The organism is Hymenobacter puniceus, from assembly GCF_014333525.1.
GTDB lineage: Bacteria > Bacteroidota > Bacteroidia > Cytophagales > Hymenobacteraceae > Hymenobacter.
This window is the reverse complement of the sequence record NZ_JACSCX010000001.1, coordinates 715686-740085: the sequence shown is the minus strand read 5'-3', so window position 1 is coordinate 740085 and position 24400 is coordinate 715686. Positions and strand designations below refer to the sequence as shown.

Sequence of the window (24400 nt, the reverse complement as noted above, 5' to 3'; positions counted from 1 at the left end):
TTGTGGCTATACTTGCGGCATGAAGCTGCGACTATTACTACTGCCGCTGGTACTGCTGGCGTTTTCCTCCTGGGCCCAACCGGCCACCCCGCCTGGCCGGCTGGAGCAGCTCGGCGAAATAGCGTCGCGATTTGTGCAGCCGCGCCGCGTGAGCGTGTGGCTGCCGCCGGGCTACAACTCGCGCCGCCACTACCCCGTGCTGTACATGCACGACGGCCAGAACCTGTTTGAGCCGGCTACTTCCTACGGCGGCACTGCCTGGGAGATAGACAGTGTGCTTACACAGCTAATTGGTGCAAAGGAAGCGCGGCCTTGCATCGTAGTAGGCGTCTGGAACACTGACCGCCGCTTCCGCGAGTACGCCCCGGCCAAGCCCTATGCCGCCATACCCGAAGCCCGACGCGCCCAATTGGCGCAGGAGCGCCCCGGCACCCCGCTCTCCGACGACTACCTGAAATTTCTGGTACAGGAGCTGAAGCCGCGCATTGACAGCCTGTATAGCACCAGCCCGCGCCGGCAGGATACGTTTGTGGCGGGCAGCAGCATGGGCGGCCTGATTTCGCTGTATGCGGCGCTGGAGTACCCGGAGGTGTTTGGCGGCGCGGCTTGCCTTTCCACGCACTGGCCCCTGAGCTTGAAGCAAAACACGCCCGACTTCACCACAGCCATGCTGGCCTACCTGCAGCCCCGCCTAACCGGCCGGCTCCGTCCGCGTCTGTATTTCGACTACGGCACCACCACACTCGACGCGTGGTATGAGCCTCACCAGCAACGCGTGGATAGCTTGCTGCGGGCCGTGCGCTACCCGCGCCGTAGCTGGCTGAGCCGCAAGTACGCCGGGGCGGCCCACAACGAAGCCGCCTGGCAGCAGCGGGTGGCCGTGCCACTCCGGTTTCTGCTGGGCCGGTAGCAGCAAAGCCACACCGTTACTACCCGTTTTGCCTGGATATTTCGCCTAGCTTCTCTCTGCATGAATACTGCGCCATCAGAGCCCAAACAATACTTTCCGGCCCTGACGGGTTTGCGGGCCGTGGCGGCGCTGCTGGTATTTGTGCATCATTTCAATCCGTTTTCGGTCGAGAGAGTGGGCTGGACGGTACACACGCTGGCGGCCGAGCTGCACATCGGCGTGACGGTGTTTTTCGTACTAAGCGGCTTTCTGATTGGCTACCGGTATCTGGGCGTGGAGCAGCTGTCGTGGCGGGCGTATTTCGCCAACCGCTTCGCCCGCATCTACCCGCTGTATTTTCTGCTCACCACGGCCACGTTCGGGCTGTTCTACTACCTGGGCCGCGACACTGCCGACAACCTGCTGGAGCAGTACGTGCTCAACATTACGTTTCTGCGCGGGCTGTTTCAGCAGTATCTCTACACGGGCATTGCACAGGGCTGGTCGCTCACTACCGAAGAAATGTTCTACGTGTCGGCCCCGCTGGCGTTTGTGCTGGTGCGGCGTAGCGCGCACTGGCTGTGGGCGCTGCCGCTGCTACTGGCGGCAGTAGGCGTGGCGCTGGTGCTGGCCGGGCGGCCCCAGCCCTGGCACGGCTTCTTCGACTCGCTGGATTTCTTGTTTCAGTTCGTGTATTTGGGGCGGGCAGCCGAGTTTTTTACGGGTGTGGCCCTGGCTTGGTGGCTGCGCCAGCGCGGTAGGCAGCAGTTGCCTGTCCGGGGCCTTACGTACGTGGGAGTAGTGGGTATGCTGGCTTGCATAGGCGCCTTGAGCTTACTACATGGCCCCGGCGAATTTGAGTTTGGGGTGATGCAGCCTGCCGGAATGTTTATCAACAACATCGTGCTGCCGCTGGTGGGTATCGGGCCGCTGCTGTGGGGGCTGGTGCAGGAAGATACCGTGCTGCGCCGCCTGCTGAGCAGCGCGCCGCTGGTGCTGCTGGGCAAAAGCTCGTATGCCTTCTACCTGATTCATATTGGCGTGTTTCAGCAGCTGCTCTACGAGGCCACCGGCAGTCAGGCGCTGTGCGTGTTGCTGCTGTATGTGGCATCTATTCTGCTGTACTGGTTGCTGGAAGAACCGCTCAACCAGTGGCTGCGGCGGGTGGTAGGCAAGCCCAACCATTCGGCGGTAGCTACTCAAAACACCCCCGGCGTAACTATATCAGCTTAAAGCAGGTAGAAAAGCTTTCCGCATTCTATCCTGACATGAAACAATTAACTTTCCCGGGGCCGGTAGCGGCTCTGCTGTTGCTGGCTGGCTGCAACCAGGGCCAGCCCACCACCGATACACCCACCAACACCCCCGCGGCCACCGTCGCCGCACCCGATTCTGCCACCCAGCCTACCGCTGCCGCACCAGCCTTGCCGGAGCCCTACGCCACCAAATCGGTGACCAAGCGCAGCAAGGTAATTGGCTGGCCGGCCGGCAAAACGCCGGTAGTGCCCACGGGCTTCGTGATTACGGAGTACGCTGGCAGCTTCAACAGTCCACGCTGGGCCTACGTCACGCCCAACGGCGACGTGCTGGTGGCCGAGTCGAACACAGTGCCGACTTCCTTCAAGAAGAAAGTGGCCGCTAAACTGGAGCTGGACACTTCGAAGTCGTTGAAAGAAACCAGTGCCAACCGCATCACGCTGCTGCGCGACACCAACAAGGATGGCAAGCCCGATGTGCGCGAAACCTTCCTGGCCAACCTCAACCAGCCGCTGGGCATGCTGGTGCTCGGCGATTACTTCTACGTAGCCAACACCGACGGTGTGCTGCGCTATGCCTACAAGCCCGGCCAAACCAAAATCACAGGCCCGGGCCAGAAGATTCTGGATTTGCCGGCCGGTGGCTACAACAACCACTGGACCCGCAATCTGCTGGCCAGCGCCGATGGCTCCAAAATCTACATAAGCGTGGGCTCGGGCTCCAACGTGGGCGAAAATGGTATGGAAAACGAACAGCGCCGCGCCAACATTCTCGAAATCAACCCCGATGGCTCGGGCGAGAAAATCTACGCGGCAGGCCTACGGAATCCGGTTGGAATGGGCTGGGCCCCCGGCACCAAAACCCTCTGGACGGCCGTGAACGAGCGTGACGAACTGGGCGACGACCTCGTGCCCGACTACCTCACCAGCGTGCAGCCCGGCGCCTTCTACGGCTGGCCCTACGCCTATTTTGGCCCCAAAGAAGACCCACGCCGCAAAGGGGAGCGGCCCGACCTGGTGAAGAAAACTCTGGTGCCCGAAGTGGCGTTGGGGCCGCATACGGCATCGTTGGGCTTGGCTTTCTACGATGGCCAGGCCTTCCCGACCCGCTACCAGAAAGGCGCTTTCGTAGGCCAGCATGGCTCCTGGAACCGCTCGGAGTTTACGGGTTATAAGGTGGTGTTCGTGCCGTTTGCCAGCGGCAAGCCCGCCGGTAAGATGGAGGACTTCGTAACCGGCTTTATTGCCAATGCTCCTGAAAAAGAAGTGTACGGCCGCCCCGTAGGCGTCACAACGATGCCCGACGGCTCGCTGCTGGTGCTGGACGATGCCGGCAACAAAGTGTGGCGCGTGGCGGCCAGCAAAGGCTAACATTGCTCAGCCTGACGCTGGTAAACGGCCGCTGAAATAAAAAAGGGAGGATGCTGTAATAAGTTGCCAGCTTTGGCGATTCAACCAGCATCTTCCCTTTTTTCATGTCCAATCCTATGCGCCTGTTTCGTCAAACTGCCTTTGCGGCTACTCTGCTGCTGACCGCCTTTACTGCCTCAGCCCAGAAGAAACCTGCCAAATCGGCCACCAAAGTCCAGCCGACGGCCACAGCGGCCGCCAATTCCCTGTTGTGGGAGGTGTCGGGCAAGGGCCTGAGCGCACCTTCGTATGTGTTTGGCACCATCCACATGATTTGTCCGGCCGATATGCAGATGCCCGAAACCGTGAAGCAGGCCGTGAGCAGCAGCAAGCAGGTAGTGCTGGAAATGGATATGGACGACCCCACCATGGCCCAGCAGGCCCAGGCTGGCATGCTAATGCAGGATGGCCAGACGCTTCAAAAGCTGCTTTCACCTGCCGACTACGCAGCGCTGGGCACGTATCTGCAAGCCAAAGCCGGGCTGCCCATCGATAAGGTAGGCGCCATCAAGCCGTTTTTTCTGGGCTCGATGCTGATGCCGGCCGTGCTGGGCTGCGCCCCGGCCAGCTACGAAGCCTCGTTTATGAAAATGGCTCAGGAGCAGAAAAAGGAAGTGCTGGGCCTGGAAACCATGCAGGACCAGCTCGGTATCTTCGATAAAATCCCGTACGCCGCGCAAAGCAAGATGCTGACGGACATGGTGAGCAAGGAGGCGGAAATGAAGCAGGAAATGCAGCAGTTGCTGGCTCTCTACAAAACCCAACAGGTAGAAGCCCTACGGGAAATGAGCAGCAAAAGCATGTTCGGCTTCACCGAATACAACGGCCTGCTGCTTGATGACCGCAACCAGCGCTGGATTGCCGGTATTGAGAAGATGGCGGCCAGCCAGCCCACATTTTTCGCGGTAGGCGCAGCCCATTTGGGCGGCCCCAAAGGCGTACTGGCGCTGCTTCGCCAGCAAGGCTACCAAGTGAAGGCGGTGCAATAAAACCAGCTTCCGTAGCGCAACAATCCGGGGCGCGACGAGTGAAGTGAGTTCCTGAGCGCCCATGCAAACGGCGCGACCCAGGGTGCTCACTTTACTCGTCGCGCCCCGGCTTTTCACGTTGCCGGATTTTCGCTTCCTGCCGGGCCGGCCTTACCTTGCGCGGCCATGCTGACCTACCTTCGCCGCTACCTGAGCTACCTTATTCCGCTGACCCGCACCGTCACGTCGCCCATCAACGGGCCGCTGGAAGTGACGTGGTACCGGGGCCGCAAGCTGCTGGACACGCGCCACGCCAATTATTCCTATGGCTCGCTGCAGCGGGTGCTACGCTACGGGCTGCTGTTTGTGGCGCCCGAAAAGGCCCGGCTGCTGCTGTTGCTGGGGCTGGGCGGTGGCTCGGTGGTGGAAACGTTGCGCAAAGAGCACCCGGCTGCCGGCCATCTAACGGCCATCGAGCTGGACCCCACCATCATTCAGCTAGCCGATACGGAGTTCGGCATTCGCCCCAGCCCCGACCTCACCATTGTGTGCGCCGATGCTTTTGCATGGGTGCGCACCGCGCCGGCCGCCACCTTCGGCCTGATCATCATTGACCTGTTCATTGACCTCGACCTGCCCGCCGGCCTGCAGACGCCGGAGTTTTGGCAGCAGATCTGGCGACTATTGACGCCCGGCGGCCGGGTGCTGGCCAACACGCTCACGGCCGCGCACCTGAGTATTCAAGGGCAGGATCTGGCCGAGTATCTGCCCCAATTGGGCTTCACGGTGAAGGAAGTGGAGGTGGAGCTGCTGAACCGGCTGCTGATTCTGGAAAAACCAGCGTAGCGAGTGTAAACCAGAAGTTTGAGGCCGTTTTAGTTGGCAGCCCTGACCCCGGTTGCCGGCGTGGACTTGGGCACATACAGCAGCGCATCAAACTCACGGCGCAAGCTGTGGCGGCTGAATGGCTGGGGATAGGGCCGCAGGGTACCGTCGCGAAACAGCAGGTTTTCGTAGAGCCATTGGGTGCCCGGCGCCAGGTCGGGCCCACGCACGTTGAGGAAGGCCGCCGGCAACGAGGCCGCCCGGAAGTAGTGCTCGTAGCTGCCCACGGCTGAGGGCATGGCCGTGGCCGTAACAAAAGCGGGCGGCTCGGTGGAAGGCAGGGCCCGGAAGCTGCCTTCGTGGAGGGCAAAACCGACGGCTACGTAACCGAGGCCATAGTAGCGCCGCAGCACTTCACCCAGCGTGGCATCGTCCTGGTCATAGGTTTTGAGGTGGGTGTTGTGCGACCAGACCGCTACGCCCTTGCCATTAGCCTGCGTGCGGGCCCACTCCACATTCTCGGCCAGGCACGCAGCCCGGTAGCTGAGGCGGAACCGCGACGACATCGTTTGCACGACGCTGTACTGCTCGGCTTGGCGGAGCAGCTGGGTTAGAGTGGCCGCTTCCGCGGGCGTGGCTCCGTAGCCTCGCCGGAGTTTGGCCGGACCATCGAAGGCGGCGCGGACCTCGGCCAGCAGGCGGCGCACGGCTTCCAGCCGCGGGTCGGTTTGCGGGGCGTTCTGCAGGTAGTTCAGCGAAATGCCCGCGTCGGCCAGTTCCCGGAGCTGGCGTTGCAGGGTCGTGAGCAGCTCGCCCCGGTAGCCGGCCTGGGCGGGCAGGCGCTGGCGCAGATAGCGCAAACTCTCCGGCGCCTCCTGCAGATCAATGCCCAGCAGCTGTAGGGTGGCCGTCGGGTGTTGCTGGTTGTAGGTCCGCATCCAGCGCACTAAGGCCAACATTTCTTCGGTGTCCCAGAGGGGCAGGTCGGCTACCAGCTGCTGGGGGTTGCCGGTGCCGGTTTGCAAATAGTCGTTCAACGCCAGGCAGGCGCCCAGGTCGGTGTCGAGGGCCAGCACGCGCACGTTTTTCTGCTCCACCAGATACCGAAACAGCCGGTGCTTGAGCTGCATCTGCTCGTGTGAGCCCAGCGTGACTTCGCCCAACCCTACAACCGGTGCCGACCCAACCAACTGCCCGAAAGCGGCCAGATCTTTCTGGTCGCCGCCGTCGGGGGCAGTGGTGCGGAGCGGCACGGCGGCCTTGCGCAGCCAGGCTAGCTCGGCGGCGGTAGGCAGCCCCGGCACGGGTGGTGGTGGTGGCGAAAAGGCCCGGCCATCAGCCAGCAGCTCTATATGGTCGAGCCAGACCGGGGCCGCGCCGGGCTGCAGCAGCAGCGCCAGCTGCGAAAGGTTACGCTTGGCGCTGATGGGCAGCGTCAGCTCGAACCGTTGCCACGGCGTGCCGGGCGCAGGTTCCGGCAATGGGCTGGCCGTGAGCGTGCCAGGCCACTTATGCCGGTCATACGGATACATTCTCAAGTCGCTGTTGGCCAGTACCCGGTAGAGCAGGGCTGGAGGTGCCTGGCCCGCCACGGCCGAGCCGGCATAGCGCACGTAGCCACGCACCGTAAGGGTTTTGCCCAGCAGCGAATCGAGGGGCACTAGACCCAGGTACACGGGCACGGCACTGGCCGGAGCGGCCTCTACGCGCAAGCTGCGCCGGCCTCGTTGCGCCACCGTGGAGTCCAGCTGCCAGCGGCGGGCAGTGGAAGCCGCACCGGGCAGCTGGGCAGGGCTGCGCCGCTCGAAGTCCCAGTCGGGTAGCGGAGTGCCGGGGGGCAGCAGCAGCGGCTCGGTGCCCGCCAGTGGCGTGTCGCGGTAGGCTTGGCCGTTGTCGTAGCGCACCTCAAAGTTGTCGAGCCACAGCCGGCCCCGGCCGTTGAAAACCAGCAACATGCTGAGGCGGTTGGCCGTCTGGCCCACGGGCAGCTGTACCGTTAGTTTCTGCCAGCCGGCTACTATGGCCAGCGGGGTAGCCCGGGTATCTTTCTCCGACATCTTCTCGGAATCTGGACTGGTTTCCGTGAAAAAATAGCTGTAGGCCTTCAGCCAGGCAGTGCCCTGAAATTCTTCGGTGCGCACCCACACGCTTACGGTGGCTATGCGGCCCCGCACCGAATCCGAAACCGGCACGCTGGTGTACACGGAGGAACCTTCTGGCTCTTCGGCCAGCGAGGCATCCAGCAGCAAACTGCCCTGGCCGTGCTGAGCCGGCGCCACGGTGTCGACGCGAATCAGAAGCTCGTCGGGTTGCTGGCGGCGCCCCCAGAACAGCAGCGGCTGGCGGCGGTTGGCGTCCGGCTCGAAATCCAGGTTGAGGATGGCCTGTGCGGTGGCCGGGCGGTAGCTCAGCAGCGTGAGCACCACGAAGAATAATCGATACAGAGAATTGGGCATAGAAATCAGCGGTTACATAACGGCTGCAGTATAACGTGTTGGGCGCTTGGCGCATGTGCGCCGCCGAATTTTTCTTGGCTTTCCAGGGTTGCCAGCCACTGGCGGCACGCTACTCCGGTGGCTTTCCGCTTTCTTTGTAGTTCTATTTCTACTACCTCGCCCCTCCGCATGGAAATTCTGAAGCATCTGCTCGACTTCGTTCTGCACCTCGATAAGCACCTCGCTGAAATCATTCAGGATTATGGGATGTGGACGTATGCCATCCTGTTCCTCATCATCTTCGTGGAAACCGGCGTGGTGGTGCTGCCTTTCCTGCCCGGCGACTCGCTGCTGTTTGCGGCCGGCTCGCTGGCTGCGCTGCCCGGCTCGCCCCTGAACGTGTGGGTGATGATGGGCTTGCTGATTGTGGCCGCCGTGCTCGGCGACACGCTCAACTACCACATTGGCGACTATCTGGGGCCGCGCGTGTTCCGTGAGAATTCCCGCTTTCTGAAACGGGAGCATCTGGAGCGCACTCAGGCTTTCTACCAGAAGCACGGCGCCAAAACCATCATTCTGGCCCGCTTTATCCCGATTATCCGCACGTTTGCGCCGTTTGTAGCGGGCGTGGGCACCATGAGCTACAGCAAGTTTCTGAGCTACAACGTAGTGGGCGCGGTGCTGTGGGTGACCTTGCTCACGCTGGCCGGCTACTTCTTCGGGCAGATGGAAATCGTGCAGAAAAACTTCTCCCTCGTGGTGCTGGCCATCATTGCACTGTCGGTGCTGCCGGCCGTTATCGAGTTTTTCAAGTCGCGCCGCGAGTCGCGGGTGGGGGCCAACTAGCGCGCTTTCCAGAACATCCGGCGGGTGCTACGCTGGCTAACTACAACAAAGCAGAAGGGCTTGCCACACGGCAGGCCCTTCTGCCTTTTCCAGCAAACCGACCACAAAATCCGGGGATTCCGGGGAAATATGCGGTAATCCGCGGTCCTTTGCGTTGTTTGCTGCTCTCCACTTATCCTCGCTACCATGCCCGCCTTCGGACTCATCGGCCTGACCCTGAAGCACTCGTTTTCTCAAACTTATTTCAGTCAGAAGTTCGCCAGTCTGCACTTATCCGACCACCACTACCAGCTGTTTGAGCTGCCGGCCATCACGGCGCTGCCGGCGCTGCTGGCCCGGGAGCCGGAGCTGCGCGGCCTCAACGTCACGATTCCGTACAAAGAGCAGGTGTGGCCGTTCCTGAACGAGGTGGCGCCGTCGGCGGCGCGGGTGGGCGCCGTCAACGTCATTGAGTTTGCCGCCGAAGGTCGCCTGATTGGCCACAACACCGATTACATTGGCTTCCGCGACTCGCTGCGTAGCTTTCTGCCGCAGCCAGTGCCACCAGGGTTGCGGGCGCTGGTATTAGGCAGTGGTGGGGCATCCAAAGCCGTGGAGGTAGCATTGCGTGAGCTGAACATTAGCTACTGGGTGGTATCCAGAAACCCCATGGGCCGCGGCCTCACCTACAATGAGCTAACGCCTGCGCTACTCGCCGACCATCATCTTATCATCAACACCACTCCACTAGGTACCCATCCTGATACTGAGCAGTGCCCGCCGCTCGACTACTCAGTTTTCACCCCGGCACATTACCTCTACGACCTCATTTACAACCCTCGCGAAACCGAGTTTATGAAGCGTGGCCAGGCGGTGGGGGCCCACACCAAAAACGGCTTCGAGATGCTATGTATTCAGGCCGAAGAAGCGTGGAAGATCTGGCAGGGAAAGTCTTAAATCTCCTGAACGTCAGTCCGAGCGCAGCCGAGGAATCTCGTGTGCTGACGTTGTGATGGTAATTACCACACCAGCGAGATTCCTCGGCTGCGCTCGGACTGACGTTCTATTGAAACAGCTTGATTACTGTTGGCCGCCGCCTTCGCCTTGCTTGGCGTCGTCGTTTTGGATGCCTCTGCGGCGCTTGGGGGCCTGGGGGGATACTTTGCCGAAGCGGTAGTTGAAGGCCAAGCGCACACCACGCAGGTAGATGTAATTATTGCTTTCCTGCGTGAACTGCGGCGTTTCCAGAATCGTGTTCAGGTTGCGGGTGGCCTGCAGGAAGTTGTCGGCGTTCAGCGTCAGGTCGGCTTTGTCCTGGAGCAGGTTTTTGCGCAGTCCCATCGAGTAAAATGCCCAGGCGCGCTGCTGGCCCTGCAGCTGAATACGCGGTGAGTTCAGGCCCGCATTGAGTTGTAGGCTGAGGCCCTTGCGCCACGGCGTGGCCGTATCGTCGCCGGGCTTGGCGAATTTATAGCTGGAGTTGATGTTGACATTGTACATCAGGCCACTGTTGCGGAAGGCGGTGCCGGTTACGTCCAGGGCTGGGCTGTTGAGCGAGACATAGTAGAAGTTCAGGTTGCCGCTCAAATCCCAGAGCGGCACCGGCTTAAACGAGCCAAACAAACTGGCCCCGTAGGTGGCATTGCGCCCGATGTTGCGGAACGTCTGGTTTTGCACGCCTGCGTCGTCCACGAACCGCACCGTCTCGATGGCGTTGCCGGTGCGCCGCGTATACACCGAGCCGTTGAGCACAGCGCCCTTCACGAAAGTGGTGTAGTTCAACTCGTAGCTGTCCGTAAATTCGGGATTGAGGCGCGGGTTGCCGTAGCTGATGTTGAGCGAGTCGGAGGCGTTGATGAATGGGTTGAGGTAGAAAATCTGGGGCCGCTGAATCCGTCGTGAATACGCCAGCCGCACCGTTTGGCCGGGCTTGCCGGGCTGGTAGCTTAGGCTGATATTCGGCAGCAGGTTGGTGTAGTTCTGCGTGAAGCGGCTGGCCTCGCCCTGCGTGAACCGGCCCGTAATGTCGGTGCGCTCCAGGCGGGCGCCCAGCCGGGTACTCACCTTCTTGCTGACACTGAAGCCATACGTGGCGTACGCCGACAGCACATCCTGGTCGTAGTCGAAGGTGTTGGAGCGGGCGGCGCTGCGCACCAGCGGGCTGTTGCCGGTGGGGTCAATCTGCACATCGTACTGGCTGCTCACGCGGCGCAGAATGCCTTTGGCGCCGGTTTCCAGGGTGGCAGTTTCCGAGAACGGGTGCGTGTAGTCAGTCTGGAGCGTGGTTTCGAGGTTGCGGCTCAGGTTGTCGCTGCCTTCCCGGTAAGTCCGCTCGCCGTCGGTGGCACGGCCCGGGTACTGGTCGAGGTCGTAGCGCTGGGTGTTGCGGTTGCGGGTGTGCTGGCCCAACACGCTCCATTCGCGCTTGGGCTGCCCCTCAAACGTGCGGGTGTAGGAGCCGCTGGCGTCGTAGCTCTGGGTGCGGAAGCCACGGTCGGTGGCGCGCGTGAAGGCCGGCAGCAGCGCCGGCTGGTTGAATTGGTCGTAGTCGCCTTTGTTGCGGAACAGGTTGCCCTGCACGCTCAGGTTGAAATTGTGCTGCTTGCTGGGGTCATAGTCGAAGCCCAGCCGCCCAAAGCCGCCGCCGCCAATTGTAAACCCGTCGCCTTCCTGCCGTAGCGAAGGTTCCAATAGGCCTTGCTCGTTGCGCACGCTACGGGTCAGGTCGTTGCGGTTGGGGCTATAGAAGGCAAAGCCGCTGGCCGAGCTGTTAATCCCGATTTTGCCGCGCCGCATGTTCAGCGAGGCGTTGGCGTTGGAGCTGCGTGTGCCGGCCGCCACGCCTACGCTGCCGTTGGTGCCCTCCAGGTTGTTTTTCTTGAGCGTAATGTTGATGATGCCGCCCGTGCCTTCGGCGTCGTACTTGGCGCCCGGCGTCGTAATCACCTCCACCGTCTTGATCTGGTCGGCCGGAATCTGCTTCATGGCATCGGCCACCGAGCTGGCCACAATGCCCGACGGCTTGTTGTTGATGAGCACGCGCACGTTGGAGGTGCCGCGCAGCTCCACGTTGCCGTCGGGGTCCACGCTGATCAGGGGCACTTTGCGGAGCACGTCGGCAGCGGTTCCGCCGGTGTTGGTCAGGTCGCGGTCGGCGTTGTACACGAGGCGGTCGGGCTTGGTTTCCACCACGTCCCGCTCGCCGGTTACGGTCACCTCGCCCAGCTTCTGGGCCGTGGAAGTCAGCAGCAGATTACCTAAGTCCACGGGGCCATCGGCCACCGTCACGTTCTCCACCCGCACGCCGTAGCCCAGAAAGCTCACCTGCACCCGGTAGGCGCCGGCGGCCAGGCCTTTCAACACAAACCGGCCGCGCTCGTCGGCGGCGGTGCCGTCCAGGGGCCGCTCGCCGGTGGCGGGCAGCAGAGCCACGGTGGCAAACTCCACGGGCTTTTTGGTAGTGGCATCTAGCACGGTGCCCGTAATGCGGCCCGCGCCCTTCGGCGTCTCGGGCAGCGCCAGGCGGGGCGTAGTGGCCGGGGCTGCTGGGCGCCCACCGGCGGGCGGCGCGGCAGGAGCAGTTGGGGTTTGAGCCAGGGCTGGTGCGGCAAGCAAGCCACTCAGCAACCAGGGTAGCGCGTGTTTCATAACCAGAAAGAAATCAGCAAGGGTAACGTTAGCGAGGGTAAAGCTGAAAGCACATGGTAGCAACTGCTGCAATCAGTAAGAGCTATAAGGCCACAGGCGGCCGATATATACTGCCAGTTGCATAGAGCCCACCGAATAGTTGCAACCACCCATTCAATGCATTATTTGGCTTTCCGGAAAAACACGTTGCCGCTGATAGATTCCAGTCGCAACGCCGGGCCGCTGGCACTCCCCAGCACCCCTCGCATTTCGTAGCCCACAATGGGGTTTTGCTGCTTGTTGTTGAAGGCCACCTCCTGGTCGGTGTATACTTCCCCGGTAATGGTTTTCAGGGCTACTTGGGCGCCGCGGGTGGCCGGCCAGCTTACATCCACAAATCCACTGATGGACTTTGCCTGCAGCTCGCCTGTGAGGCCCAGCACGTCGATATTGCCGCTGATGGTGCTCACGCGCAGGGCAGTGCCCGGCGGCAGACTGATATCAAACACGATATCGGCGCACACCGGGGCGCGGTCCTGGCCGTTATTCCAGTTGCCGTAGTAAGTGGTGGTGCCGCTATTGGTGGGACAGTCGCCGGGTTGGGCGCTGGCCAGCAGCGTCTTGTCGAGGTCGGACTCCACGCGCAGTTCCTTGTTGTTATTGGTCAGGTTGAGCTGGAAGGCATCGTTGAGCTTGTTCTGGTTGATTTGCACATTCGCCTGCAGGTGCAGCTTGCCGTCGGTGGCCGGCCGGATCCGAATAGTGGTGGCGTGCTTAAGGTCGAGTACTATCGGCTGGCCTGCAGCCACAGGCGCACTCTTAACCAATACTTTCTGGGCCGATGCGGCCAGCGGGGCAGCCAGCAAAGCCAGCAGGAAAACAAGGCGAAACATAGCAGTAGTGATGAAGTGATGAAGAAATCAGGTGAGAATGGCCAGCCCACGCTACTTGGCTTTGCGCAGAAAAATGTCGCCGTTGATGGTTTTCAGGGCCATCTGTACGCCGCCACCGTTGAGGCTGCCGCTGATGGTATGCCCGCCGCCCACGCGCTGCAGATTGTCGGGGGCTTTGACAGTTGCCAGCTCAAAGCCCGAGTAGATTTCGCCCGACATGGAGCGTAGCGTGAGGGTAGCCTTGGTAGCAGCCGGCAGCGTCACATCGAGCGCCCCATTAATAGCCGACAGGGAGCTGGGGGCAGTCTGCGGGCCAGCGAAGCGCACTGTAATGTTGCCGTTGGTGCTGCTGGCCACCACCGGCCCCGCCACGTTGGTAAGCTGGGCGTTGCCGCTTTTTAGTGTGAGTTCCACGCTGCCTTCCAGGTCAGTTACGCGCACATTGCCGCCGGTCCAGGAAGTTTGGGTGAATTCCAGCGCCGTGCGTCGGGGCACCCGAATTACATAGTCGGCCTTGTGGCGCCCGGCCTGCACAACGCGCAGCGTAGATCCGGACGGTGTCACAGACAGGCCCTGGCGGGTGTTGTCTTCGGCCGTATTGTAGAGTGGGCGCAGCCCTTCGGCCTGTTTGGGTGCCGGCTCGTATGTCCCGCCCCGAATTACCACCTCGTCGCCATCGTAGCCTTCCACTGTTACGTTGCTTCCGCGCATTTCCAGTACCAGCTTGCGGTCCTGGCGGCCATTGAAGCGGGTTTTGTATTCCTGTGCATGCAGCGGGGCAGCAGCAGCGAGGGCCAACAGAGCGCCCAGAGTAAGTGCGTTTTTCATGGGAAATGGAAAAAATGAGAGTCAGGTAAAGGCCGCAGCAAGCCACCCGCTGCGTAGTGCGGCGGTATTCAGGCACGGCTGCCGTAGTAAGGAAAAAGGTCAGATCAACAGGCCCAGGCCCTGCGAGGCTTGCTGGCGCACAGCCGGCAGGGCATCGGGCTGGCGGGCAAGACGCTCCAGCGGCAGCACTGCCCGCCGGTCGCGCAGGGCAACCAGTAACTCAATAAGCGTGATTTGCACATTGGGGTCGGTTTGGTTGGGTAGCGCCTGCACCAGTGCCGGGGCCACCCGCGGGTCGGCACGCAGGCGGTACAGGGCTTCGGCCGCGGCCAGCCGCACGTTGGGGCTAGGGTCGGCATTGAGCGTTGTTACGAGAATCTGGACAGCAGGGTCGCCGGGGGGCAGAGAGGCCGGAGTTTGCTGCACCAGCCGTAGCCGGTAGCTGGCGCTGGCCGGCTGGGCTGCAGTTGCGGCCAACTGCGTGCTCAGTTCAGATGCTGCCGAAGAAAGGCCGGCCGGACTGAGGCGCTGCTGGTTGAGTAGCATACCCAACAGTGCACCCACAGCCAGCAGGGCCACGCTGGCCGCCACACGCAGCCACTGCCCGGCCAGAGTAGGGGCCCACAGCAGCACCACCCGCGCCTCGGGGTGTTGGGCTTGGGACGGTAGTGGGGCCGTGGCGGCTTGTGCCGCTTGTTCGTGCGCAAGCGCTGCCAGAAAGTTGTCGCGCACTGCCAATGGTGGAACCAGTACCGGTAAGTCGGCGAGCTGGCCCAGCAGCATACGCAGCTGCTGCACGTGCTGCGTGCAGGCCGCGCACTGCGGCAGGTGCGCGGCTATGCGGCTAGCTTCGGTGGCGGATAGCTCCCCGGCGGCATAGTCGGCCAGCAGTGGTGCTATACTCACGCAAACAGGATATGTAGAGGCGGTTTCAGAGCTCATGGCTGGTAGATCAATGGAAGTAAATGGCGCGCAAGGCTTCCAGTGCGCGGTGCGCTTTCACGCGGGCGGCGCCTTCTGTGCACCCCAGCAGCTCCCCGATTTCAGCGTAGCTGAACCCCTGAAACCGGTGCAGCTCCAGTACTTCGCGCTGGGCGGGTGGCAGCAAGGCCAACGCCTCCTGTACCCCATGGCACTGCGTGGCGGCAGCTTGCTGGGCCTGGGCAGCGCGGCCATGGAAAGCAGTGCGCTCCAGAGTTTCCAGCTCGGTAGGTAGCGGCACCCGCCGCTGCCAGTGGTCGGCGTGCACGTGCCGGGCCAGTTGGTAAAGCCAGGTTCTAAACACCAGACCTGGCTGATAGCTGGCGCGATACTTCAGCAGGCGTAGAAATACATTTTGGGTTAAATCCTGAGCGGTGTCCCGGTCGCCGTTGTTGAGGCGTGCCAGGAAGCCAAACAACGGGCCGTGGTAGCGCTCAAACAAAGGAGTAAGCTGGTTTAGGTCACCGGCTTGCACCTGCTGCATGAGGGTTTCGTCGCTGAGAGAGGCGGCTGCGGGCACGGAAGGCGGCGGTTGACGAAGCGTGAAGAAGTGTTGCTGCCCTGAGTACCGCCCCAATGCTCATTCGTTACAAGCTCCGAAAATTATTTTTCAGAAAAGCTGATAAGCGCGAGCATACCGCCGGCTTGGCGGGCCCGACAGCCTACTGTTTATTCCTCTCTGGCCACGCGGCTGCTGCAATTGCAAAAGTGTGCTTGGCCCTTCTTGCACTCTCTTCCTGCCCGGAGGCATGCTCGTATTTGGGCGGCGAGCAAAGCTGCAGGCACAGGCAGGAGCCGGGATACAGGGGGACAAAAAAAGCCAACCACCCGTTGCGGAGTGGTTGGCTTAGGTTGCAGGAGGTGTGCGGAACGATTCTAACGTAAACGTAGAAAATAAAACGCGTATTACTTAGCGCTCAGCTTTTTGGCAATTTCAGCGGTGTGGCGTCCTTGGTAGCGGGCACCTTCCAGCTCGTTGCCACTTGGTTGCCGCTCGCCCTGGCCACCGGCCACGGTGCTGGCCCCATAAGGCGTGCCGCCCGTTACGGTTTCATGGCCCATCTGGCCCTGCCACGCATACGGCAAACCCACCAGCACAAAACCGTGGTGCAGCTGCATAGTATGCACCGCCCGAATAGTGGTTTCCTGGCCGCCATGCTGCGTAGCAGTACTCACGAAGGCACCGCCCACTTTGCCTACCAGCGCGCCTTTAGCCCACAGGCCACCAGTTGCATCCCAGAAAGCCTGCATCTGGCCGCACATGTTGCCGTAGCGCGTGGGCACACCTACAATAATAGCGTCGTAGTCGGCCAGTTCTTCCGGCGTAGCTACGCTGATATGGTCGAAAGCCTTCTGTGCTTCGGTGGCCCCAATCTGGTCCAGAAGCTGCTTGGGCAGGGTTTCCGGTACTTTCTTGATAACCACTTCGTTGCCCTCCACCTCGCGGGCACCTTCGGCCATAGCCTCGGCCAGTTTGAACACGTGGCCATAAGTGGAGTAGAATAGAATCAGCGTTTTCATGGGCGGTAAGGTTGAGGTGAAAGGATGTCAGTGTAAGACCAGGTGCAGGCAGCCACGCATGTAGCTACATGCAAGCAGAGTAGCCAGTATACTCGCTTCCGGAAAGCAAGGTTCTGTGCCCAAGGGTTCTGCCACGGCCTTATCTAGAGCAGCCATCCGACTAACACTACTGCGCGCTGCTAGTCAGGTATCACTCTGCTGGCACAGCGGCTGGCAGCCAGTCAGGTTCTCACCGTTATCCAAGCAGAAAAAGGGAGGCAGCGGCGGTAATTTTTTTTACGGATATTCAACTGCACATGCAACCGCCGCGCCGCGTGCCGGGCTCTTGGGGGTGTGGTGGCCGTTGGGCCGCAACCGGCTATCCTTCGATTCTCTGTTTCTGCCCTATGTCTTCCTTATTTACTCAGCGTACGCTACCTCAGGGCCTGCTCGCTATCCACGGCACCGGCGCCGCTGGCCGGCCAGGCAAGTGAGTGCGCTGTCGTCGGCGCTGCAGCCTCTGAGTGGGTTGCGGAGCATGCTGGCCGGTGCGCCGGCTGCATCATCGGAAGCTCACATGCTGCCCCCTTCTGCCGTGCGCCCACTTGTCCCGCCTGCCCAACTCAGCGAGGCTGAGCTGCTCGATGGCTGCCTGGCGGGCAGCCGCCTGATGCAGAAGTACCTCTACGAACGATTTGCAGCCCGTATGATGGCCGTGTGCCTGCGCTATGCCCAAACCACATTTGAGGCTGAGGACGTGCTGCAGGAAGGGTTTATTACGGTGTTCAAGAACCTGAGCAGCTTCCGCCGCGAGTGCCCGCTGGAGTTCTGGATTCGCCGGATTATGGTGAATGCAGCCCTGCGCCAGCACCGCCGCAACGCTCCGCTGGTAGCAGTCAGCGACGGCGACTACCCCGAGGAACTGGCCGGCGAGGAGTTTACTCTCTCCAACTACGGGTTCGAAGACCTGATGGCCATGATACAGGAGCTGGCGCCCCGCTATCGAATGGTGTTCAACCTGTTTGCCATCGAAGGCTACGGCCACAAAGAAATCGGCGAGATGCTGGGTATTTCCGAAGGCACCAGCAAGTCGCAGTATTCCCGGGCCCGGGCAATTTTGAAGTCTAAAGTCGAGCGCCTCGATGCGCAATCCAAGAATGGCACTTTCCGATCCTAATCATACCCCTGACCCACGCCCGACCGGCGACCTGGAACATCTGTTTCGGCAGAAGTTTGCCGAAGCGGAAGTAACTCCGCGAGCCAGCCTCTGGGAGCAGCTCGACCATGAGCTACTGGTGCAGCAAAACGATACGTACCGCCGCCGTCTGCTGGGCTACCGCTGGGCCGCTGCCGCCTCGCTGCTGCTGCTGGCTGGCGGCGGCACCTGGCTGACGCTGCAGCCGAATACCACTGACGTGGCTTCAGCTTCTGTACCCACTACTAACAGCCTCCAAAACAGCAGCGCTGCCACAAGTGCTACCGACGCTCCTGCTGACCGCACTTATCAGGCTGACAGTTATCGTTTGCAATCCGGCCTGGCTGAGGCTGCCGCCAACAGCTTCCGCCAACAAACTGAAATGCCAGTTGCTTCAGATGTTACAGGCTATGCACTGGCCCATAACTCAACTGTCGCGCCGCCAACCGCCGCTGCCAGGGCAGCCACTCGCCCGAACGGCTACTTGGCCGATGCTACTGGCGCCGAGCAGCGCTTTAGAGGATATACCAGCCGCCAGCCTGGCGCCGCTACGTTGGGTTCTCTGCTGATGCAGGAGGCAGGCTATACAGTGCCCACCGGCACTACGGTATGGCCATCTGTTGGCAGTACAGAGTCGTTGATGATGGGCTACTCCGGGTTTGCCGGCAATTCCGCCAATGGTTTCGGGCGGCCCGCTGTGGCAACTTCTGCTCCGGCTGCTACCGTGCTACTGGCGGCCACTTTGCCTAAAGCGCAGGCGGTGCCGGCAGCATTATCGGAGGAAGAGCAGCCCGTGCCCGCGCGTCGTCGGCGCTGGAAGCTGAGTGCAGGCTATGCCGCCTCGGCTTTCACTCCCAACATCGACTATTCGCGTGCCTCCCGGGCAGGTGCCACATCCTCGAACTCTGTGAGTTTCTCGTCGGCTGATGTTCAGGAGCAAGCCTACGAAATGGCGGCCTCAGAGTATCGTTCCACGCTGCAGTCTGGGCTGGGGCAGCAGGTGGCCGTGCTGGCTAACTACACCCTAAACCGCCATTGGGCCGTGGAAACCGGTTTGGCTGCCGGCCAGCAGCAAGCTACCTCGGCTAGCTCCTGGGCGTTTCTGGATGGTAAGTCTCCTATAGTAGCTGCTGCCACTGCCGACCGCAGCCCGACCGGCAATGCTTTGCGGCCCAATGCAGATAGAGCGTTGCGGAATGTACGCTACCGCTACCAGACAGCCAGTGTGCCCGTGAACGTGCGCTACACCACCAACTCCAAGAAAGGCTGGGCCCTCTATGCCAAAGTAGGTGCCGCCATGAATGTACTGCTGAAAACCCGCACCGAGCTGGAAGGTGTGCCCGAAGCTACCACCACCTACAGCTTGGCTTCTACCAGCTCGCCTTACCGCAAGGTGCTGGGCTCGGTGCAAAGCGGGGCCGGTGTGCGCTACCAGCCTGCTAACGCCACGTGGCGCCTGGCGCTGGGTCCGAAAGTAGAGGCCGGGCTTAATACTCTCAACGACCGGCCGGCCGGTAGCTTTACCCGGCGCAGCCGCCCCTATTCTGTGGGTCTGGAAGCCAGTGTGGAGTTCGGCAACGCCACGTCTACTGCCGTAGCCCGCCGCTGATCAGCAACAGAAGTATTGACACTCGACACTCATAAAGCTCTTTTCTTATGCGCTACACCTACTTTCTCTTGCTGGCATTGGCAGTGGCTTCGTGCAACCATAGGGAAGACGTAGAGCCGGAACTGCCGTTCTGCCCGCCTATGGAGTGTTCCGACGGCACCTATGTAGCCGGCGAGCTGCTGGTGGGCATGCACGAAACGACGACGCTGCCGCAGACTTTTCAACTGTTCAACAGTCAGTCTTTTGTCATCAAGTCGATTATGGGCCCGGTCTACATTTCCGCGCTGCCCGCCGACAGCATCGACTATGTAGTGCGGGAGCTGAACCGCAAGCCCTACATCAATACGGGCCCCTGGAAGGCGGTGAAAGACGGCAACGTGTACCTGCACTACCAAACCCGCGCCCTCACCGTCATTCCGCGCCTACTGGACATGACCGTGGCCAACCAGCAGGACTGGCAGGCTACCGTTCAGCGGCTGGCCCTGCAGGAGCAGCCAACGATGGTCAAGTCGTGCCATCTGGGAGTGCCGCTCTGTGCCGAGAAGTTCTGGATGCAGCAAATGCAGACAAACAGCTTGGTGAAATGGGCTGAGCTCAACAAAATCATCCGGATTCAGCCGGGTGGCTGAGCATTGCCGCTACGTTCCAGCAAAACCTGTCCGCCCGCCGGACAGGTTTTTTTGTTTGCCGGGAAACCTACACTTTGCTAATGCAGTTATGCTAGGCTGGCTTTCTGGCCGGCGGCCGGGCATTCCGGCGTCCACTTTTCCTGTTGCATGAAGTACCAACTCACCTCGGAATTCCAGCCTACCGGCGACCAGCCACAGGCCATCAAGCAGCTGGTGCAGGGCGTTAATAGTGGCGAGCCGGCGCAGGTGCTGCTGGGGGCTACCGGCACCGGCAAAACCTTCACCATGGCCAACGTTATTGCCGAAACCGGCAAGCCGGCCCTGGTGCTGTGCCACAACAAAACGTTGGCCGCGCAGCTCTATGGCGAGTTCAAGCAGTTCTTCCCCAACAATGCCGTCGAGTACTACATCAGCTACTACGACTACTACCAGCCCGAGGCCTACATTGCCAGCTCTGATGTGTTCATCGAGAAAGATCTGGCCATCAACCAGGAAATCGAGAAGCTGCGGCTGCATACTACCTCTACGCTGCTTTCGGGCCGCCGCGACGTGATTGTTATTGCATCGGTGTCGTGCATCTATGGTATCGGCAACCCCGAGGAGTTCAGCAAAAACGTGATTTACCTGGCTCCCGGTCTGAAATACTCGCGCAACAACCTGCTCTATCAATTTGTGCAGATCCTGTACTCGCGCACCGAAATGGAATTCACGCGCGGCACCTTCCGGGTGAAGGGTGACACCGTGGACGTGTACCCGGCCTACGCCGACCACGCCTACCGGCTGTTTTTCTTCGGCGACGAAATCGAGGCCATCCACAAGATTGACCCGCAGAGTGGCAAGAAGCTGGCCGACGAAAAATCGGTGACGCTGTACCCGGCGCAGCTGTTCGTAACCGGCAAAGACACGCTCAACCAGGCTATCAAGGAAATCCAGTTCGATCTGGTGCAGCAGCACGCCTACTTCGAGAAGGAAGGCCGCGACTCCGAGGCCAAGCGCATCATGGAGCGCACCGAGTTCGACCTGGAAATGATTCGGGAGCTGGGCTACTGCTCGGGCATCGAGAACTACTCACGCTACTTCGATGGTCGCCAGCCCGGCACCCGGCCGTTCTGCCTGCTCGACTATTTCCCCGACGACTATCTGCTGGTAGTAGACGAAAGCCACGCCACCATGCCGCAGATTCGGGCCATGTGGGGCGGCGACCGGAGCCGCAAAACGGCCCTCATTGAATACGGTTTCCGGCTGCCCTCGGCCTTCGACAACCGCCCGCTCACGTTCAACGAGTTTGAGAGCATGTACCGGCAGGCCGTATATGTGTCGGCCACGCCCGCCGACTACGAGCTTACCCAGGCCAACGGCGTAGTAGTGGAGCAGATTATTCGGCCCACCGGCCTGCTCGACCCTGAAATCGACCTGCGACCCAGCGTCAACCAGATTGATGACCTGCTAGATGAGGTAGACAACCGCGTGAAAATGGGTGACCGGGTGCTCGTGACGACGCTCACCAAGCGCATGGCCGAGGAGCTGCAGAAGTACATGGAGCGCCTGGGTATCAAGTCCAGCTACGTGCACTCCGACGTGAAAACGCTGGACCGGGTGGAAATCCTGCGCCAGCTGCGCCTCGGCGAAATCGACGTGCTCATCGGCGTAAACCTGCTCCGAGAGGGCCTCGATTTGCCGGAAGTGAGCCTCGTAGCCATTCTGGATGCCGATAAGGAAGGCTTCCTGCGCGACCAGCGCAGCCTGATCCAGACCATGGGCCGCGCCGCCCGGAATGACCGGGGCAAGGTGATTATGTACGCCGACCGTATGACCGGCTCCATGCAGCGCGCCATCGACGAAACCAACCGCCGCCGCGCCACGCAGCTGGCCTACAACCAGGAGCACGGCATTACGCCGCGCACGGTACGCAAGAGCCGTGAAGCCATCATGGAGCAAACTTCGCTGTCGGACTACCGCATTCAGGAGGGCACGGCGTACGTGGGGCCCGAGGCCGACGGCGCTTTGGCTATTGCCGCCGAGCCAGTAGTGGCCATGATGAACCGCACCGACCTGGAAAAGCTCATCAAGCAAACCGAGAAGCAGATGGAAGCCGCCGCCAAAGACCTGGACTTCCTCACTGCCGCCAAGCTCCGCGACGAGCTGGCGGCCTTAAAGCAGGTGCTCAAAACCAAGCGCGAGTAAAGAGCCGTTGGCTTTTTATGGTTCACGAAAGGGCGCATCTGGCTGCATTGGCCGGATGCGCCCTTTTTTGCGGGTGGCTTACTGCTGCTGCACCGCTTCCAGTCGAAGCGCTTGGATGACTTTGCCAGTAGTAGTCCGGCGGCTGTTCATATAGCTAACCCAAGTTGCGGAAGAGTCGCGTAGCGGCGACAGGTGTGTAGTAAGTCAGCTGTTCCCTGCAACAAGCCGCATAGCGGCGGCAGGGTTGTAGGACTATCTGCCGGCGAATCTGTCGCCGCTACGGGGCTTTTGCCGGCTGTCGATGGATGGACAACACACCTGTCGCCGCTACGCGGCTTCTCCGCAGCTTGGATTAGCTACCTTGGCAGTCAGCGAAGAAAATGGGGCGTTGGTCGGTGTCGTGGGCGGTGGGGGCGAGTTGCGGCCGCGAATCGGGGCCGGGGTACGTAGCTTGCAAGACGTTTCACTTGCCACCTGCCGGATGGACCTTTCTGCTTTTCGCCCAACCCAGGCTCTAGTGCTTCACTTGGTGCTATGGCTGCTGCTTGGGGTGCTGGTGTTTACGCAGCCGGCCGGCCAGTACCCCGCAGCCGTACACTACTCCCTGAAAACGGGCCTGCTGGCCGTTACGCTGGGAATTCTGTACCTGAATATGGAGTGGGCAGTGCCCCGCCTGCTGTATCGGGGGCGCGTGGGGCTGTATCTGGGTTTGGTGGGCCTGCTGGCGGCAGTAGTGGTAGGCACCCACGGCGGGCTGCGGCAGGTGCTAGAAAACCAGTATGCTACTGTACCGGGCCTGAGTTTTGATGGCCGGAAACCAGACGGGCCACCGCGTCCGTCGGCTGCTGCCACACGAATGGCTGGCAGACCGGGCCCGCCGCGCCACAGCTGGCTGGACCCGGCCGTGTTGCTGTCTACGCTGTTGGTGTTGGGGCTGGGAACCAGCGTGGCGGCTGTGCAGCGTGGACAGCGTGAGGCGCAGCTACGGCAGGCGCTGGAGCAGGAGAAAATGGCTACCGAGCTTTCCTGGCTGAAGGCCCAGATCAACCCGCATTTTTTCTTCAACACGCTCAACAACATCTACGCCCTCACGCTGCTCGACGGCGACCAGGCCCGCGAGGCCCTGCACCGCCTTTCCCGGATGATGCGCTATGTGCTCTACGAAACGCAGGCCAGCGCCACGCCGCTACGCCAGGAGCTGCAGTTTGTAGGCGACTACCTCGACCTGATGCAACTCCGCCTCACCGACAACGTGACGGTGCACTACCATACCCCCGAGGTTCTGCAGGACGTTTCGGTGGCCCCAATGCTGCTGCTGACCTTCGTGGAAAACGCCTTCAAACATGGCGTCAGCGCGCTGGCACCGAGCCGGGTGGCCATCAGTGTGCGGCAGCCTACGCCCCACACGCTGGAGGTGGAAGTGCGCAACACCGTGTTCGACGACCGGCCGGTTTCCTTGGACCACAACAGCGGCATTGGGCTGACAAACACCCGGCGGCGTCTGGAGCTGCTGTATCCGGGCCGCCACACGCTCCGCATCACCGAACGCACGCCGGAAAACCAATACCTGGTGCACCTGACCCTTACTTTGCTGCCATGATCCTGAACTGCATTGCCGTCGACGACGAGCCGCTGGCCCTGAAGCTGGTGGGTAGCTTTATCGAGAAAACGCCGTTTCTGAAGCTGGTGGGCAGCTACGGGAGTGCCGTGGCGGCTTTGCGCGGTTTGCCGCAGGGGCCCGCCGTCGATTTGATTTTCCTCGATATCCAGATGCCCGACCTCAACGGCCTGGAGCTGGCCCGCGTGCTGGGCAGCCAGGGCCCGGCGAGCACGGGGCCGCGGGTGGTATTCACTACGGCCTTCAACCAGTATGCGCTGGAAGGCTACAAAGTGGATGCGCTCGACTACCTGCTCAAGCCCTTCACCTACGACGAGTTTCTGCAGACCGCGCAGCGCGCCCTGGCCTACGCCACGCCGCGTGTGGCCGCGCCAGCCCCGCCCGCCGCCGCACCCGAGCCCACCGAAGACTACCTGTATTTGAAAGTGGAATACCAGCTGGTGCGCGTGCCCTACAGCTCCATTCGCTACATCGAGGGCCTGAAAGACTACGTGAAAGTGTACCGCCAGGGCGAGGCTCGGCCGTTGCTTTCCCTCACGAGCCTGAAGGCGCTGGAGGAAAGCCTACCGCCCCGGCAGTTCATGCGCATCCACCGGTCGTACATCGTGGGGCTGAACCACATCCACTCGGTGGGGCGGGGCACCGTGCAGATCGGCGAGGAAACCATTCCGGTGAGCGACGGCTACCGCGAGGCCTTCGACCAGTTTCTGAGCCGCTGGCGCTAGCGG

General features: G+C 61.4%; 20 protein-coding genes. 13 read left to right on the top strand and 7 right to left on the bottom strand.

All coding sequences use genetic code 11. The features are described 5' to 3' along the window. Window positions 1-19: 19 nt before the first annotated feature. From H8B14_RS03180 to H8B14_RS03160, 5 genes are all read left to right on the top strand, one after another. Entirely contained in the window at window positions 20-910 is an 891-nt protein-coding gene (locus H8B14_RS03180) for an alpha/beta hydrolase (RefSeq protein WP_187314140.1), read from the top strand. 60 nt (window positions 911-970) lie between these two features. After that, window positions 971-2122 carry an acyltransferase family protein gene (locus tag H8B14_RS03175; RefSeq protein WP_187314139.1) on the top strand — a complete coding sequence of 384 codons (1152 nt, stop codon included), beginning with the start codon at window positions 971-973 and terminating at the stop codon, window positions 2120-2122. Between the two features lie 35 nt (window positions 2123-2157). Further along, window positions 2158-3516, top strand: coding sequence for a PQQ-dependent sugar dehydrogenase (locus H8B14_RS03170; protein WP_187314138.1), 1359 nt, complete (start codon window positions 2158-2160; stop codon window positions 3514-3516). Between the two features lie 104 nt (window positions 3517-3620). After that, entirely contained in the window at window positions 3621-4544 is a 924-nt protein-coding gene (locus tag H8B14_RS03165) for a TraB/GumN family protein (RefSeq protein ID WP_187314137.1), read from the top strand. 165 nt (window positions 4545-4709) lie between these two features. After that, window positions 4710-5369 carry a spermidine synthase gene (locus H8B14_RS03160; RefSeq protein ID WP_187314136.1) on the top strand — a complete coding sequence of 220 codons (660 nt, stop codon included), beginning with the start codon at window positions 4710-4712 and terminating at the stop codon, window positions 5367-5369. Between the two features lie 29 nt (window positions 5370-5398). Here H8B14_RS03160 and H8B14_RS03155 read toward each other — a convergent pair whose 3' ends face one another. Then, window positions 5399-7804, bottom strand: a complete 2406-nt coding sequence (locus H8B14_RS03155; protein WP_187314135.1) for an erythromycin esterase family protein — start codon at window positions 7802-7804, stop codon at window positions 5399-5401. Between the two features lie 168 nt (window positions 7805-7972). Here H8B14_RS03155 and H8B14_RS03150 point away from each other — a divergent pair, with 168 nt between their 5' ends. Then, window positions 7973-8629: a DedA family protein gene (locus H8B14_RS03150; protein WP_187314134.1), complete on the top strand. Its 657-nt coding sequence runs from the start codon at window positions 7973-7975 to the stop codon at window positions 8627-8629. Between the two features lie 186 nt (window positions 8630-8815). Then, complete coding sequence (locus H8B14_RS03145; protein WP_187314133.1) at window positions 8816-9565, top strand: shikimate dehydrogenase family protein; 750 nt, start codon at window positions 8816-8818, stop codon at window positions 9563-9565. Between the two features lie 123 nt (window positions 9566-9688). On the opposite strand, the gene H8B14_RS03140 is transcribed toward H8B14_RS03145, so the two are convergent. The 6 genes from H8B14_RS03140 to wrbA all read right to left on the bottom strand — a co-directional run bounded on the left by H8B14_RS03140 (window position 9689) and on the right by wrbA (window position 16458). Continuing rightward, on the bottom strand, window positions 9689-12256 hold the full coding sequence (locus H8B14_RS03140) for an outer membrane beta-barrel family protein (protein ID WP_187314132.1): 2568 nt from the start codon (window positions 12254-12256) through the stop codon (window positions 9689-9691). Between the two features lie 161 nt (window positions 12257-12417). Beyond that, the gene (locus tag H8B14_RS03135) at window positions 12418-13128 is read right to left on the bottom strand and encodes a DUF4097 family beta strand repeat-containing protein (RefSeq protein ID WP_187314131.1); all 711 of its coding nucleotides are present in this window, start codon (window positions 13126-13128) and stop codon (window positions 12418-12420) included. Between the two features lie 51 nt (window positions 13129-13179). Further along, window positions 13180-13956, bottom strand: coding sequence for a DUF4097 family beta strand repeat-containing protein (locus tag H8B14_RS03130; RefSeq protein ID WP_187314130.1), 777 nt, complete (start codon window positions 13954-13956; stop codon window positions 13180-13182). 99 nt (window positions 13957-14055) lie between these two features. Continuing rightward, window positions 14056-14862: a HEAT repeat domain-containing protein gene (locus H8B14_RS03125; protein ID WP_187314129.1), complete on the bottom strand. Its 807-nt coding sequence runs from the start codon at window positions 14860-14862 to the stop codon at window positions 14056-14058. Window positions 14863-14908: 46 nt separating this feature from the next. After that, entirely contained in the window at window positions 14909-15457 is a 549-nt protein-coding gene (locus H8B14_RS03120) for an RNA polymerase sigma factor (protein WP_187314128.1), read from the bottom strand. A 386-nt stretch (window positions 15458-15843) separates the two neighbouring features. Next, window positions 15844-16458, bottom strand: a complete 615-nt coding sequence (gene wrbA / locus H8B14_RS03115) for an NAD(P)H:quinone oxidoreductase (protein WP_187314127.1) — start codon at window positions 16456-16458, stop codon at window positions 15844-15846. Window positions 16459-17014: 556 nt separating this feature from the next. Between wrbA and H8B14_RS03110 the strand changes: the two genes are divergently transcribed. The 6 genes from H8B14_RS03110 to H8B14_RS03085 all read left to right on the top strand — a co-directional run bounded on the left by H8B14_RS03110 (window position 17015) and on the right by H8B14_RS03085 (window position 24397). Next, a complete protein-coding gene (locus H8B14_RS03110; protein ID WP_261989853.1) occupies window positions 17015-17614 on the top strand; it encodes an RNA polymerase sigma factor in 600 nt (199 codons plus the stop codon). Further along, complete coding sequence (locus H8B14_RS03105; protein WP_187314126.1) at window positions 17595-19241, top strand: outer membrane beta-barrel protein; 1647 nt, start codon at window positions 17595-17597, stop codon at window positions 19239-19241. The genes H8B14_RS03110 and H8B14_RS03105 overlap by 20 nt, the downstream gene beginning before the upstream one ends. A 47-nt stretch (window positions 19242-19288) precedes the next feature. Next, window positions 19289-19870, top strand: a complete 582-nt coding sequence (locus H8B14_RS03100; protein WP_187314125.1) for a hypothetical protein — start codon at window positions 19289-19291, stop codon at window positions 19868-19870. Between the two features lie 147 nt (window positions 19871-20017). After that, window positions 20018-22054 (top strand): excinuclease ABC subunit UvrB, encoded by a 2037-nt coding sequence (uvrB, locus tag H8B14_RS03095; RefSeq protein ID WP_187314124.1) that lies wholly within the window; start codon window positions 20018-20020, stop codon window positions 22052-22054. A gap of 481 nt (window positions 22055-22535) precedes the next feature. Continuing rightward, complete coding sequence (locus tag H8B14_RS03090; protein ID WP_187314123.1) at window positions 22536-23654, top strand: sensor histidine kinase; 1119 nt, start codon at window positions 22536-22538, stop codon at window positions 23652-23654. Continuing rightward, window positions 23651-24397 carry a LytR/AlgR family response regulator transcription factor gene (locus H8B14_RS03085; RefSeq protein ID WP_187314122.1) on the top strand — a complete coding sequence of 249 codons (747 nt, stop codon included), beginning with the start codon at window positions 23651-23653 and terminating at the stop codon, window positions 24395-24397. The genes H8B14_RS03090 and H8B14_RS03085 overlap by 4 nt, the downstream gene beginning before the upstream one ends. Window positions 24398-24400: the final 3 nt, after the last annotated feature.